At 35.7% G+C, this 14805-nt stretch carries 11 protein-coding genes; 5 read left to right on the forward strand and 6 right to left on the reverse strand.

Annotation, left to right across the window (positions count from 1 at the left end; genetic code table 11):
- From ACHRV3_RS20230 to ACHRV3_RS20250, 5 genes are all read left to right on the forward strand, one after another.
- Complete coding sequence (locus ACHRV3_RS20230; protein ID WP_395435924.1) at positions 1 to 576, forward strand: DUF1572 family protein; 576 nt, start codon at positions 1 to 3, stop codon at positions 574 to 576.
- 155 nt (positions 577 to 731) lie between these two features.
- Positions 732 to 1103 carry a DNA topoisomerase IV gene (locus ACHRV3_RS20235; RefSeq protein WP_395435925.1) on the forward strand — a complete coding sequence of 124 codons (372 nt, stop codon included), beginning with the start codon at positions 732 to 734 and terminating at the stop codon, positions 1101 to 1103.
- A 17-nt stretch (positions 1104 to 1120) separates the two neighbouring features.
- The gene (locus ACHRV3_RS20240) at positions 1121 to 1891 is read left to right on the forward strand and encodes a TerC family protein (protein ID WP_047776241.1); all 771 of its coding nucleotides are present in this window, start codon (positions 1121 to 1123) and stop codon (positions 1889 to 1891) included.
- 614 nt (positions 1892 to 2505) lie between these two features.
- Positions 2506 to 3987 (forward strand): hypothetical protein, encoded by a 1482-nt coding sequence (locus ACHRV3_RS20245; protein ID WP_230001507.1) that lies wholly within the window; start codon positions 2506 to 2508, stop codon positions 3985 to 3987.
- Positions 3988 to 4055: 68 nt separating this feature from the next.
- On the forward strand, positions 4056 to 5849 hold the full coding sequence (locus ACHRV3_RS20250) for a cytochrome-c peroxidase (protein WP_395435926.1): 1794 nt from the start codon (positions 4056 to 4058) through the stop codon (positions 5847 to 5849).
- 364 nt (positions 5850 to 6213) lie between these two features.
- Here ACHRV3_RS20250 and ACHRV3_RS20255 read toward each other — a convergent pair whose 3' ends face one another.
- The 6 genes from ACHRV3_RS20255 to ACHRV3_RS20280 form a co-directional block, all read right to left on the reverse strand.
- A complete protein-coding gene (locus ACHRV3_RS20255; protein ID WP_395435927.1) occupies positions 6214 to 8937 on the reverse strand; it encodes a DNA gyrase/topoisomerase IV subunit A in 2724 nt (907 codons plus the stop codon).
- 354 nt (positions 8938 to 9291) lie between these two features.
- On the reverse strand, positions 9292 to 9495 hold the full coding sequence (locus ACHRV3_RS20260) for a DUF1016 N-terminal domain-containing protein (protein WP_395435928.1): 204 nt from the start codon (positions 9493 to 9495) through the stop codon (positions 9292 to 9294).
- A gap of 14 nt (positions 9496 to 9509) precedes the next feature.
- Positions 9510 to 11381, reverse strand: coding sequence for a DNA topoisomerase IV subunit B (locus ACHRV3_RS20265; protein ID WP_395435929.1), 1872 nt, complete (start codon positions 11379 to 11381; stop codon positions 9510 to 9512).
- A 163-nt stretch (positions 11382 to 11544) separates the two neighbouring features.
- Positions 11545 to 12720, reverse strand: a complete 1176-nt coding sequence (gene pncB / locus ACHRV3_RS20270; RefSeq protein WP_047776246.1) for a nicotinate phosphoribosyltransferase — start codon at positions 12718 to 12720, stop codon at positions 11545 to 11547.
- Positions 12721 to 12795: 75 nt separating this feature from the next.
- Positions 12796 to 13779: a transglutaminase domain-containing protein gene (locus tag ACHRV3_RS20275; protein WP_395435930.1), complete on the reverse strand. Its 984-nt coding sequence runs from the start codon at positions 13777 to 13779 to the stop codon at positions 12796 to 12798.
- Between the two features lie 42 nt (positions 13780 to 13821).
- The gene (locus tag ACHRV3_RS20280) at positions 13822 to 14802 is read right to left on the reverse strand and encodes a transglutaminase domain-containing protein (protein ID WP_395435931.1); all 981 of its coding nucleotides are present in this window, start codon (positions 14800 to 14802) and stop codon (positions 13822 to 13824) included.
- Between the last annotated feature and the right edge of the window lie 3 nt (positions 14803 to 14805).

The raw sequence follows: 14805 nt of genomic DNA on the forward strand, positions 1-14805 counted from the left end.
ATGGATGCAACCGAATCGTATTTAGAAAGTGTTAAAAAGCAATTTTTATATTACAAAATCTTAGGCGAAAAAGCAATGGCTCAACTGGAACCCGAACAGCTTTTCACTGCCGTAAATGAAGATACGAACAGTATCGCTACAATCATAAAACACATTTCGGGCAATATGTTATCACGTTGGACTGATTTCCTAACAACTGATGGGGAAAAAGAGTGGCGCAATCGTGATGCCGAATTTGAAAATGACTTACAATCAAAAGAAGAAGTTTTAGCGGTCTGGAATAAAGGATGGGATTGTTTTCTAACTACTTTAGAAAATTTAAAACCCGAACAACTTTCCCAAATAATCTACATCAGAAACGAAGGCCATACAGTAATTGAAGCCATCAATCGACAATTGGCGCATTACCCCTATCATATCGGACAAATTGTTTTTTGTGCCAAACAATTAAAAAAAGACGATTGGAACAGTTTATCAATTCCGAAGAATAAATCGGGAAATTACAATGCCGAAAAGTTTGCCAAAGAAAAAGAAATTAAGAACTTTACGGATGACGAGCTAAAAAAATTGAAATAATCGTATTATCCGTCTAAACGAAATCGAATGTCGGTGTGAACGAACCCGAATGTCAGTCTGAGCGAACCCAAATGTCAGTCTGAGCGAAGTCGAAGACCTACTAAAACTGCTTCGACTTCGCTCAGCACGACACTAAAAACAACATAAACAAAAAAATGAAAAAAATTATATTCTTACTTCCGTTATTAGCATTAGTATCATGTTACAACGCAGAACACAACTGCAAGGACTTCAAAAACGGAAAATTCAAATTTGAGTTTGAAGTAAACGGTGTAAAAAAAACCACAATATTTGAACGCAAAAACAATATAGAAATTGAAACCTTTGATGGCAAAACAGACACATCAACTGTACGCTGGGTAAGTGATTGTGAGTACATTCTGCAAAAGAAACACCCAAAAAATATGGCAGAAGAAAAAGCAATCAGCATGAAAATCCTAAACACTACAAAGGATTCTTATACATTTGAATTTGGAATGGTGGGCTCTGAAGAAAAACAACGCGGAACAGTTCATAAAATAGAATAAATTAAAAGCTCTTAAAAATGGAAGTATTCTTAAACCCCGATGCCTGGATTGCACTCTTAACACTTACTTTTCTTGAAATTGTTCTGGGAATTGATAATATCATTTTTATCTCCATTGTAACGGGTAAACTTCCGGAAGAAAATCGCAAAAGAGCCACTAGAATTGGTTTGTTTTTAGCCATGTTCATGCGTATTGCCTTGTTGATGGGGATTTCTTATCTAATTGCGATGAAAGCCATTCTGTTCAGCATAAACTGGGGTTGGTTAAATGCAGATTTTACAGGACAAGCACTGATTTTATTTTTCGGAGGATTGTTTCTTATTTATAAAAGCACCAAAGAAATCAGCGAGAAAGTAGATCATAAAGGTGAAGAGGAAAAAAACATTAAGACGGCAGCAAAACAATCCTTCTCCAATGTTATTCTACAAATCTTATTAATCGATTTAATCTTTTCGGTTGATTCTATACTGACTGCGGTTGGAATGACAAACGGCGTAAATGGCGCTTTGACTATTATGGTAACTGCCGTTATTATTTCGGTGGCGGTAATGATGTTATTTGCAGTTCCGGTTGGGAATTTTGTCAATCAGAATCCTTCTATACAAATATTAGGATTGTCTTTTTTAATCTTGATTGGTTTTATGCTGATCACCGAAAGCATGCATTTATCTGAGGCAACACTGGCAGGAGAACACATTGGCGCGATTCCGAAAGGGTATTTGTATTTTGCTATAACATTTTCGTTGGCTGTTGAATTTGTCAATATGAAGATTCGAAAGAAACAATAATATCTTTCTTAAAAATAAGCTTCTTTTCGGGGGATTTTAACCGCAAAGCGCGCAAAGGGTTTACGCAAAGTTCGCAAAGTTTAGTTATAGCTTTGCGAACTTTGCGTTTTTTCTTTTGCACGCAGATTTAGCAGATTAGGCTGATCTTATTACCTCTTAAAAAAAATCTGTGCAGTCTGTTGCCCGAACGATAGCGAACTGGCGAAGTAAATCTGTGTGCAAAAAAATTAGGTATAAAGTTAAAAAAGTGCCGCAATACTATAATTAAACTTTGCATACCCTACCGTTTAAACTTTTTAGCTCAAAAGAGACAAAATCATTTTTAATCTTTAAAATCTGTGGCTACTTTTTCTTGCGACAGATTAAACGGATTGGATGGATTTATTTTTAGGGTTATTTTTTCAATTTCGCATCCTTACTATAGTAGCATACTTCTATTTTTTTTCGCAGTTTTATGATAACTTCCCCACACGCATAAAATTTACAATTAACTTCCAATATTTACGATTTAATAATATATACCTTATAGTTTATTAGCAATTATAAAAAACTGACGTAACATGTATTTTGTTTTTGAGGGATAGCTTTGCTCAAAATAAAAAAACCAAAATATTATGAAATTTAATTTTTTAAGATCGCTAGCATTGCTTGGTATTACGGGTCTTTCTGCAATCAGTTGTCAGGATGATGACAACAAAGGTGCTACTAACGAGGTAAAGTCCTCTATCGATTTCACATCACACTCAAAAGTCCCTGCTTTTGTTTTTCCGATGACTGGTTTCGAAAACCTTCAGATTAGCACCTTGATCAGTAGTGCAGACGTTTTACCGGAATCTCCGAAATTTGTTTATGGAGCACAGCCAGATGGGGCCGGGTTCATGAAAAATCCAAACGGAGAAGGTTATATCTTAATTACCAACCACGAAATATTACAATCTGTCTCAAGAGTTTATTTAGACAAAACTTTTAAACCAGTAAAAGGAGATTATCTAGTAGACGGAATTGGAGGTTTAACACGTTTGTGTTCGGCAACTTTAGCCACTCCTGAAATTCACGGATTTGGTCCAATCTTTTTAACTGCCGGAGAAAGTGGTCAGGAAAGTATGGTTCACGGAATTAATCCACTGGGATTATCTTCAGACAAAAGTAAAACCGACAGAGTTTTACCTGCTTTAGGAAAAGCGAGTATGGAAAATGCAGTTCCATTACCAAAAGAAGCGTATCCTGGAAAAACAATTATCATGATTGGTGAAGATCAATCTTACGCAACTTCACATGCAAGTGCGGGACAATTGATCATGTATATGAGTACTGTAGGAGATTTATCAAACGGAAAATTATATGCTTTAAAAAGAAATGACGGAAATCAGGTAGAAACTGCCATGACTTTAAACAATTCTTACCCTGTTTCTTTTGTTGAAATTCCAAATGCAAAAAACCTGACAGGAGCTGTAATTAATACTACTGTAAATGCATTAGGAGCTATTCGTTTTTCAAGAGTAGAAGATGTTGACTACAGAAAAGGAAGTGCCAGCAATAACAGAGAGGTTTACTTTACAGCAACCGGACAAGCTACTTCAAACGCTCCTGTTGACGGTTATACGATGTGGGGAAGAGTTTACAAACTAAAAATGGATGCTGCTGATCCTTTAAAAGGAACTTTAGAATTAGCCGTTGAAGGTGATAGTACTCCGGGAACAGGAATCATTAATCCGGACAACCTTTGTGTTACTGAAAATTACGTTTACATTCAGGAAGATGGTGATAGTTATTATGCTGATGCAAAACACGATTCGTACATCTGGCAATATAATATTGCTTCAAAACAAAACAAGCCTTGGTTAAACATGAATCACAAAAGAACAGACGCGTCTTGGAATGCCTTATACAATCAAGCTGGAGAGACAAGACTTGGTAGCTGGGAATTTGGTGCCATGCAAGATATCTCTGATTTAATTGGTGTACCAAACACTTTTACAGTAAATATTCACTCGCACACTTGGCAACTTGATGCATTCAAAAATGCAGATGGTTCAGGTATCAACACCAACAAAGAAGGTGGACAAACTGTTATTATTAGAAACGTACAACGCTAATAATTTCAACCTAAATTAAATTTACAACCCTTATTTTTTTGATAAGGGTTGTTATCTTTTTATATACTATGATAAAATTAAAATACTTTATTCCTCTGTTTATAATTTTTTGCCTGGCCATTTCATGCAAAGAAAATCAAGCTTCTCAAACTACCATTAATCAGGATTTGATCATTGATTTAAACAAATTAAACAATGAAATTGTACAATTTCAAAAATTAGTGACTACAGACCAATCCCAAAAAGAAATTGTAGAACAGTTTAAAAAGTCCCGTCTGGCCTATAAAAAAGTAGAATGGGCAGTTGAATACTTCATTCCTGAAACCGCTCGTTTTATGAACGGCCCAGCCTTAGACGAAATGGAACTGGAAGAAAACAAATCCTTCGAACCACATGGTTTTCAGGTTATGGAAGAACTTATTTATCCGGAATATGAAATTACGAACAAGGAAGATTTAGTTCGAGAATTAAACATTTTCGCCTCCAACATAAAACAGTTGAAAAGCACTTTTGAAGTCATTACAATTAGTAACGATTATGTCTTAGATGCTGTTCAGCAAAACGTTTTTAGAGTAATTGCCCTTGGTATAACTGGTTTTGACAGTCCAATTTTACAGACTTCAATTCCTGAAGCTGGTGAAAGTTTAATCGGTATTCCAAGTCTACTCGAAAGAATTGATGGCAATAGTAAAACGTTGGCAGATTTAAAAAAGTTAATCACAGAAGCGCAAAAATATTGCAAAAACAACAACAATTTTAATGCCTTCAACCGAGCCGTTTTTATAACTCAATATCTGAATCCGATTTCAAAAAAAATAAAAGCTTTCCAGAAAGAAGAAAAAATTCAAAATGTAAAAAAAAGCAGTCCGTTAAAACCCACTGCAGCCACTTTTTTCGATAAAGAGGCCTTTGACGTAAACGGATTTGTTCTTTCGGATGCGCATAATTTTACCGCTGACAAAGCTACTTTAGGAGAAAAATTATTTTATGATAAAACGCTTTCCAAAAATAATGACCGAAGCTGTGCTACCTGTCATCATCCTGAAAAAGCCTTTACCGATGGCCTAAAAACAAATGTTTCACTAAATGGCAGTAACTTGATGCGAAACACGCCTACCCTGACTTATGCTTCACTACAGAACGCACAATTTTGGGATATGCGCCAATTAGATTTAGAAAAACAAAGTGTAGATGTCATTGAAAATAAAGACGAAATGCATGGCTCTTTAAAAGATATTCATGCTCAGATTTTACTGGATGCCGAATACGTAAAACTTTTCAAAAAGGCATACCCTAAAACAGCAAAACCGGAAGCCTGGCAAATTCAAAACGCAATTGCCAGTTACGTAAGGTCGCTTAATGCTTTTGATTCTAAATTTGACGTTTATATGAGAGGCGAAGAAAATACGCTGACCAATCAGGAAATAGAAGGAATGAATCTTTTTATGGGTAAAGCAAAATGTGCGACCTGCCACTTTACGCCTCTGTTTAACGGAACTGTTCCGCCAAATTATTCCAAAACCGAACACGAAGTTATAGGAACTCCAAATGACGTCTCAGGAAAAGCATTGAGCCCCGATACCGGCAGATATTTATACAATAAAATGCCTCAGTTGGTTGGAGCTTTCAAAACACCAACGGTTCGAAACATTGCTGTAACAGGACCCTATATGCACAATGGTGTTTTTAAAACTTTAGAAGAAGTTGTTGACTTCTACAATAAAGGTGGTGGAAAAGGATTGGGTTATGCAGTAGACAACCAAACATTGCCTTTTGATGCACTAAAACTGACTAAAAAAGAAGAACAATCGTTGGTTGCATTCATGAAAACACTAACGGATAAAAAATACCAACAAAACTAAAATAACACCTTATCACCAATAAAAAGGATGTCTCGCAGTTAGCGAAACATCCTTTTTTATTACTTCTTTTTTCTGAACAGCTCAAATTTCGCAAATTTGCGCTCGCTTTTTTTACCATTTCGATACGAGAAATCACACTAGGTGCTCTATTTTTTTCTACAATTTTGTCATACTGAGGAATGAAGTATCTTCACAAGTAATTCCGTAAAGTGAAATTCAACGGTATCGATTCAGCAAACGTAGATCCTTCGTTCCTCAGGATGACAAACTGTACGGAGTTTCTTGTGCGATTCATCGTGCCGGAATTGACAATTATAAGCAAAAAAAAACCGCCTCAAACTGAAACGGTTTACACTAATTTATCTTAATCCAGAACCAGTCCAATCTGGCCATCGTCATCTAATTCGGTTTCAACTGAACCATCGTCATTATAACTCACTTTTCTTTCTACAACCTCTTCTACAGGCTCTTCGTAAGGCAATGGCTCTAATAAATTAACCTGTTTCAATTTATCAGTGGTCAATTGATTTCCTAATGCTTTAAATCCTTTTACAGCAATAAAATCCTCAACATCAATATGTAAATCTTCTTTCTGAACTCCTTTTACTTTTGCAAAAACCAATTGCGCAAGCGGACGATAGTCTGTCGATACAATTTCTAATTGCGAATTTGGGTGATCGGTTATAAAAGTTTCTTCCTTGTTTTCGGTTTCTACCAGAAAACGTTTCAGGAAATAACGCTCTTTTTCCCCATCATAATAAATCGCCGAGATTGGTTTCTTAGGTTTCCATTTCTCCAGAACAATCATATCTTCATCAAAATGCGTAGACAATTCCGGAATAATAACTTTTACTTTACCTGCCTGGCTAATGACCAATATCTTATCACTTGGCTTAAATTCGCCTAACAGTTCGCCTCGTGCATCTACATTCAAACGTTTTACCGTATCGTCGAACCAAACTTTTCTTGGCAGTAAAGTTGAAATTCCTTTCTCTTTTAATTCGATTTTTTTAATTGGATATTTAGTAACCAGATTCCCTTTTGAAGCGCGTCCTTTAATAGCCAAATTGGCAAAATCGATATCAAATTTCAATTTTTTGATGGTTCCAATCTGACGCAATAAAATAGTCACTACCTCAGCTTCTCCGTTTGGATTATGCGAAAAATAAACGACCTGTGAACCATTTGTACCATTTGTCAAATCGTAAGGTTTGTCACGGGTAACTCCAGTCACGTTAAAACGTTTTATATAAGAAGGACCCGATTTACCATCACGATACATCATGTTGTAAATTGTACGTTTGTCTCCTTTATCAAAAACGGCAACATGTATAATATCTTTTCCTGTAAATGTTTTGGAGTCGACCTTTGTAATCATCAATGTACCATCACGCAAAAACACAATTACATCATCAATATCAGAACAATCCGCTACATATTCATCTTTCTTTAAACTCGTTCCGACGAAACCTTCTTCGCGGTTTACGTACAGTTTTGTGTTTCTTAAAACTACTTTTGTAGCCTCAACATTATCAAAAATACGAAGTTCTGTCTGGCGTTCACGACCTTTTCCGTATTTCTCTTTTAATTTCGTAAAGTAGGCAATGGCAAAATCTATCAGGTTTTCTAAATGATGCTCTACCTCTTTCATTTCGTCTTCTAATCTGGCGATAAGATCATCGGCTTTGTCAGAGTCGAAACGGGTGATACGAATCATCGGAATCTGAGTCAGTCGTTGCAAATCATCGTCGTTGATTTCTCTGACGAATGCTTTTTTGAAAGGCTCAAATCGATCGTACATATATTTGTATAATCCTTCTTTATCACCATACAGCTTAAAGTCAATATACATTTCTTCACGGATGAAGATTTTTTCTAAAGTAGCAAAATGCCATTTGTTTTTTAATTCCTCCAATTGAATTTCCAACTCCTGACGCAGTAAATCAACCGTTCTCTCTGTTGAAATTTTCAACATATGAGAAACTCCGATAAACAAGGGTTTATTGTCTTCAATTACACAACCTAAAGGCGCTACAGAAGTTTCACAGGCTGTAAAAGCAAACAAAGCATCAATTGTTTTATCCGGAGAAACGCCTGGAAAAAGGTGAATTAAAATCTCAACATCGGCTGCTGTATTGTCTTCAATTTTCTTGATTTTGATTTTACCTTTATCATTGGCTTTCAAAATACTGTCAATCAAAGTCGTGGTATTGGTCGAAAACGGAATTTGTGTAATCACCAATGTGTTTTTATCCAACTGGGCAATTTTAGCACGCACACGCACACGACCGCCACGAAGTCCGTCATTATAATTGGACACATCGGCAATACCCTGTGTCATAAAATCCGGATAAAGTGTAAACGGTTTTCCTTTTAAAATCTTAATTGAAGCATCAATTAACTCATTGAAGTTATGAGGTAAAACTTTCGTTGAAAGTCCAACCGCAATACCTTCAGCTCCTTGTGCCAGTAGTAATGGGAATTTTACCGGAAGATTGTTCGGTTCAGCACGACGTCCATCATACGAAACACCCCAATCGGTAATTTTTGGAGAGTATAAAACCTCCAAAGCAAATTTAGACAAACGCGCTTCGATGTAACGCGAAGCTGCAGCACCGTCACCTGTTAGTATATTTCCCCAGTTTCCCTGGCAGTCAATCAATAAATCTTTTTGACCAATTTGTACCATGGCGTCACCGATACTCGCATCTCCGTGTGGGTGATACTGCATGGTGTGACCAACCACATTGGCAACTTTATTATAACGACCATCATCCAGCTCCTTCAAAGAGTGCATAATACGACGTTGTACCGGTTTAAATCCGTCTTCGATAGCAGGAACTGCACGTTCCAGAATTACGTACGACGCATAATCCAGGAACCAGTCTTTATACATTCCGGTTACTTTGGTAATCGTATCCTGACCTTCCTCTTCCTGATTTTCGTAAAAATGCTGGCCTTCGAAATGTTTGGCATCTACATCAATAATTTCGTCAGAATCTTCATCCTGATTGCCATCAGCTGCGTTTTCTTCGTAATTATTATCTTCCCCGTCCGGAATTATGTTATCGTCTTCTTCGTCTTTCATTATTTATATTCGAAATTATAAATTTAATGTTATCTGTTTTCAATGCGTTTTTTTAATACTGACTCACTAGGTAAAACGGTCTAATACTTGCTGGCAAAAATCTGCTCATTCTTTTCATCTTCCAAATGCTTTTTTCATCATCAATACGCATTAAAAATTGTAGTGCGTAAAACTCAATTTGAAAAACGAAGACAATGTTGGATAATCTAATTTACTACATTCCGCAGTCAGTGGCTGCGAAATTTATATTTCCAAAATACGAGTCACTGACTCGTATTTTGAATATGATAGGAAAAAAGCTCTCATATTCTGTAAATTGTCAACCGAAAATCCCTTTCCAAATCCTTCTGTTAACTATACAGAAAGCGTCTTTAATAGTTGTTTCCCGTATTCAGCTCTATCTTTACCCTTTTGCTCTTCGTCTACAATAATTCTTCCAATTTCAAAATAGGTAATGGTCATTGTTGAATTTACGGCACGTAAAACCTGCTGTCTAGCGTTTTGAAGCAACTCGACTACTTGTTGAAATACATCTTTATTTTGCAGATTGTTTGACAATAATATGTTGTTTTTTAAGCTTCCTCTTCAATCGCATCCAACTCCACCTTCAAATTCTTGATAATAAACTCTTGTCTATCCGGTGTATTTTTACCCATATAAAAAGACAATAATTGCTCAATCGAAGTATTTTTATCCATCATAACCGGGTCAAGGCGAATGGTATCTCCGATAAAGTTTTTAAACTCGTCGGGCGAAATCTCTCCCAAACCTTTAAATCGCGTGATTTCCGGCTTTGGTTTTAATTTCTCAATCGCGTCTCTTCTTTCATCTTCCGAATAACAATAGATCGTTTCTTTTTTATTTCTAACCCTAAAAAGTGGTGTTTGTAAAATATATAAATGCCCTTCTTTTATTAATTCTGGGAAAAACTGAAGAAAGAACGTAATCAACAACAAACGGATGTGCATTCCGTCGACATCTGCATCGGTTGCGATTACGATATTGTTATATCTTAATTTCTCTAATCCGTCTTCGATGTCTAAAGCGGCTTGCAGTAAATTGAATTCCTCATTTTCATACACAATTTTTTTGCTCATTCCGTACGAGTTCAAAGGCTTACCGCGTAAACTAAAAACGGCTTGTGTATTTACATCACGCGATTTGGTAATCGATCCCGATGCCGAATCTCCCTCGGTAATAAACAAAGTGCTTTCTAAGTTTCTTGGATTTTTTGTATCGGGAAGATGTGCACGACAATCTCTTAATTTTTTATTGTGAAGATTGGCTTTTTTAGCACGATCTGTGGCCAGTTTTCTAATTCCTGATAGTTCTTTACGTTCGCGTTCTGCTTGTAAAATTTTACGCAATAAGGCTTCTGCCGTTGGTGTATTTTTATGTAAATAATTGTCTAATTTGGTTTTCACAAAATCATTTACAAAAGTACGAACCGATACTGCAGGCGTTCCATCATCAGAGCCCATGTCCATGGAACCCAATTTGGTTTTGGTCTGAGACTCAAAAACAGGTTCCATTACCTTAATGCTGATCGCACTTACAATCGATTTACGAACGTCTGATGCCTCAAAGTTTTTGTTGTAAAATTCTCTAATGGTTTTCACAACAGCTTCTCTGTAAGCGGCTAAGTGTGTACCTCCTTGTGTGGTATTCTGACCGTTTACAAAAGAATGGTATTCTTCGCTATATTGTGTTTTACTATGTGTTAAAGCGATTTCAATATCATGATCTTTCAAATGAATAATCGGATATTCTAGATCTTCTTCACTGATGGTTTCTTCTAATAAATCTCTAAGACCGTTTTCTGAAAGGTATTTTTCACCATTGAAGATAATCGTCAAACCATTGTTCAAATAACAATAGTTTTTGACCATTTTGATTACATATTCTAAACGAAATTTATAGTTTTTGAAAATCGTTTCGTCCGGTGTAAAAGAAACCTTTGTTCCTTTTCGTTTTGTTGTATCAATTACATCTTCTTCTGAAACAAGATTCCCTGCCGAAAATTCTGCTGCTTTCTGTTTCTCATCACGAACCGATTCTACACGAAAACTACTTGACAAAGCATTAACTGCTTTTGTTCCGACACCATTCAGACCCACTGATTTCTGGAAAGCTTTAGAATCGTACTTTCCTCCTGTGTTCATTTTCGAAACTACGTCGACTACTTTACCTAACGGAATTCCACGTCCGTAATCCCGAACAGAAACCGTTTTATCCTTGATCGTCACTTCAATAGTTTTTCCGGCACCCATAACGAATTCATCGATACAGTTGTCTAAAACCTCTTTTAAAAGAATATAAATACCATCATCTGGTGAAGATCCATCACCTAATTTTCCGATATACATTCCCGGACGCATACGGATATGTTCTTTCCAATCGAGTGATCGAATGTTATCTTCGTTATATTGATTTTGCTCTAGCATAAATGAATTTAGGATTTTTGGCTAATGTACCATTTCTGGGTAAAAAATGAAAGCGTATCATTTTAAAGTTATCAATAAAAACGGCTTTTTAAAACTATTTAAATTGATTTTAAAATAATACGGACCTTAAAAATATAAAAAATCAACGTTACAACAAAAAATACTATTTGATTCCCAGTACTTCTTTTGCCAAAGCAATCATTTCGGGCGTTCCTGTATTTTTATTTTTTTCGTCAGAAAGTTTCACAACTCCCTGCCAATGTGTGTTATCTGGTTTGGTATCGGTTAATTTCACCACCATATTCATAGACGGAAGGCCGACATCATTGGTAAAATTAGTTCCGATTCCAAAAGACATTCTGATCTTGTCTTTACAGAAATCGGATATCACTTTTACTTTATCAAAATTAAGAGAATCTGAAAAAACAATGCTTTTTGATTTCGGGTCAATTCCCATTTTGGTATAATGCGCGATTACTTTCTGAGCAAATTCTACGGGATCACCACTGTCATGCCGAACACCATCAAAAAGTTTGGAGTATTTTTTATCAAATTGGTTGAAAAATATATCCGACGTATACGTATCTGTAAGCGCAATTCCGAGATCTCCTCCATACACCTGTGTCCAATGCTCCAAACTCATTGAATTGGCCATCTTAAAGCCGTATTGTGCTGCATGAAACATAAACCACTCGTGTGCATGTGTCCCCAGTGGTCGTTTATTGTTAACCATTGCAAAATGCACATTACTGGTTCCAATAAAACTTTGATTACCAAAATTATTCAGCGTTTCATTTACCAACTCCTGCACCTCGTAAGAATGGCGGCGGCGTGTCCCAAATTCCAAAACAGCCACTCCAAGTGTATTGTAATTATCTATTTTATCTTTGGTCAGACTTTTTATGGCATCATCGTTTAACCGGATCAGAAGATTGGCTTTATAAAAAAGTTCCGATATCAGAGCCATCAAAGGAACCTCCCACAAAATGGTACGGTACCAATAGCCTTCAATAGTAACTTTTAATTCTAATCCTTCCTGACTAATTTCGACTTCTGATGGATCAAAACTATATCCTTGCAAAAAATCCAAATAGGTGGGATCAAGGTAATGGGTATGATGAGACAAATAACGCTTCTCTTCTTTCGTCAATCGCAAATCTGCCATCGCGTCAACCGAACGCCGAAGCAAATCAGCAAAACCGGGCGGAAAAACATGCTTTCCACGATTGATAAAAGCATAACGTACCTTTGCTTTTGGAAAAAGTTTAATCACAGCATGCTGCATCGTAAATTTATAGAAATCATTATCTAAAATTGATTTCAGAAAAGTTGTTTCCATAAGTCCAAAACTATTTTTTTATACTTCTTGCTAAGATACGCTATTAAAATAATATTTCGAAATCTCCTTAAAAGTCTAAATCGTTTTTGGAACTACTTTAAAAGAAGCAAAAGCATTTTTATCAAGATACAAAGTAATAAAACGACCTTGTTTTCTATTATAAGTAATTTGAAATTCTAATACCCCATCCTGTTCTTTTAGATTTTCAATTTTAACTTTTTCTTCCTTTTTATCAAGATAATAAAGATCATCCCCTTTTGAAACATTTTTAATCTTAAAAGTTACCTTATCTCCTTCATTAGCATTGATTACACCAGAAAAGGGCATTAAGATCTCACACTTTTCCGCTATAAAATCGTTATAGATAAGTGGCCCATTCAAAAACTCATTTTTGTTTCCTGTATTACCTTTGTACATCGCAGCTTCAGGATAATGTTTGGCGTTAAAATATTTTGGCTCCATGTCAAAATAAATAGGCGTAAATTTCCTTACCAGTACTTTACGTTTGAAATCATAAGACCCCTGTCCCCAGGTAACATCAATTAAAATCCATTTTCCATCAACCTGAACCGTATTCCAAGCATGATTCGAAAGATAATTTCTTCTTCCAATATCCGGTAAATCTACTTTTGAATCCCCGGTTACTACCTGACATTTTAATCCGGTTAATGCAGCCAAATGTGCATACAAATTAGCAAATCCTTCGCATACCGCTTTTCGGGACCTAAATGCTTTTTGAGTAGTACTGGCATCGTTTAATTGCTTTTTTTTAGCCCAATCAGCATCCTCTTTGGCTGAAAAACTTTTTTTATCGCGTGGATTTAAAAATGTCTCCAAATCATATTCTAAATTTAAAGCAATCCAACTGTATATTGCTCTTGCTTTATCATGTTCTGAAGTAAAATCTATTTTAATTCTTTCTGCTAATTTTGTTGTGTTTCCAAAATCCGGATATTTTAATACAATACTGTCAATAGCGCTGTAATTTTGGGAATAAGAGGCATGTGAAAAAATCATATTCGCAAAAAGGAATAAGATAAGGAGTTTTTTTTGTGGCATTTAATTAAGGTAATTTTTGGGAAATCTGGTTTTAAGTTTTATTTATTTTTGAATAAATTTAAAGGAAACAATACTGCTTTTGTCAAGATAAAAAGTAAGGTATTGGCCGATATTCTGGTCAAATGTAACCTGAAATTCTAAACTTTCTCCTCTTTCTTTTGAGTTTTCGATTCGAACCGCCTGATTTTTTTGATTCAGATAAAAAAGTACCGCTGTTTTTGAAATGTTTTTAATTCTAAAAGTAACCTTATCGCCTTTTTTCACTGTAATAGTTCCCGATTGAGGTGCCATAATTTCATAGTCCCCTTCAATCGTTTTGTTATAAATCAGAGGTGCATTCAGGAAATCACTTTTACTTAATTGATCTCCAAGATAAGTACCTGAATCAGGAAAATGTTTGGCAAAAAAATAGGTTGGATTGGTATCAAAATAAATGTCCGTAAAATCTTTTGCCAATTTTCTTTTGCTTTGATCGTAATATCCTTCTCCCCAGGTTACATCTACCAATCGCCATTTTCCATCCGCCAAAACAACATTCCAGGCGTGGTTAGAGGTGGTGTTTTGTCGTCCGATATCATTCAATCTAGTTTTAGAATCTCCGCGGACAATCTCACACTTTAAACCAACCAATCCTGCCAAATGACGGTATAAAAGTGTAAACCCTTCGCAAACAGCCTTTCGGGTTTTAAACACTTTTTGAAGGTCTTTATCATTCTGAAGTTTTATTTTTTGCTGTTTATCCAATTCAGTCGTATAACTAAAACCTCGTGCTCTTGGAGGATTCAGATACGTGGCTAAATCGTAACTTATATTAAAAGCAATCCAACTGTAGATCGCTCTTGCTTTGTCGTAATCTGAAGTAAAATCTTTCTCAATTCTTTCTGCTAATTTTTCAGTACTGCTAAATTGCTTTGGGTATTTTAAAACAACATTGTCAACCGCATTATACTTTTGCGAGTAAGCGGATTGTAAAAAAAGGACACTTAGAAAAAGAACGAAAATGGTATTTTTTTTTAATATCATGGA

It is taken from the genome of Flavobacterium sp. FlaQc-49, assembly GCF_044005985.1.
Taxonomy (GTDB): Bacteria; Bacteroidota; Bacteroidia; order Flavobacteriales; family Flavobacteriaceae; genus Flavobacterium; species Flavobacterium cupriresistens.

Coding starts and splice junctions, on each gene's coding strand:
- ACHRV3_RS20265 (WP_395435929.1), bottom strand. CDS start 11,381: ATGCTAGAGCAAAATCAATATAACGAAGATAACATTCGATCACTCGAT.
- ACHRV3_RS20255 (WP_395435927.1), bottom strand. CDS start 8,937: ATGAAAGACGAAGAAGACGATAACATAATTCCGGACGGGGAAGATAAT.
- ACHRV3_RS20245 (WP_230001507.1), top strand. CDS start 2,506: ATGAAATTTAATTTTTTAAGATCGCTAGCATTGCTTGGTATTACGGGT.
- ACHRV3_RS20240 (WP_047776241.1), top strand. CDS start 1,121: ATGGAAGTATTCTTAAACCCCGATGCCTGGATTGCACTCTTAACACTT.
- ACHRV3_RS20280 (WP_395435931.1), bottom strand. CDS start 14,802: ATGATATTAAAAAAAAATACCATTTTCGTTCTTTTTCTAAGTGTCCTT.
- pncB (WP_047776246.1), bottom strand. CDS start 12,720: ATGGAAACAACTTTTCTGAAATCAATTTTAGATAATGATTTCTATAAA.
- ACHRV3_RS20275 (WP_395435930.1), bottom strand. CDS start 13,779: ATGCCACAAAAAAAACTCCTTATCTTATTCCTTTTTGCGAATATGATT.
- ACHRV3_RS20230 (WP_395435924.1), top strand. CDS start 1: ATGGATGCAACCGAATCGTATTTAGAAAGTGTTAAAAAGCAATTTTTA.
- ACHRV3_RS20235 (WP_395435925.1), top strand. CDS start 732: ATGAAAAAAATTATATTCTTACTTCCGTTATTAGCATTAGTATCATGT.
- ACHRV3_RS20250 (WP_395435926.1), top strand. CDS start 4,056: ATGATAAAATTAAAATACTTTATTCCTCTGTTTATAATTTTTTGCCTG.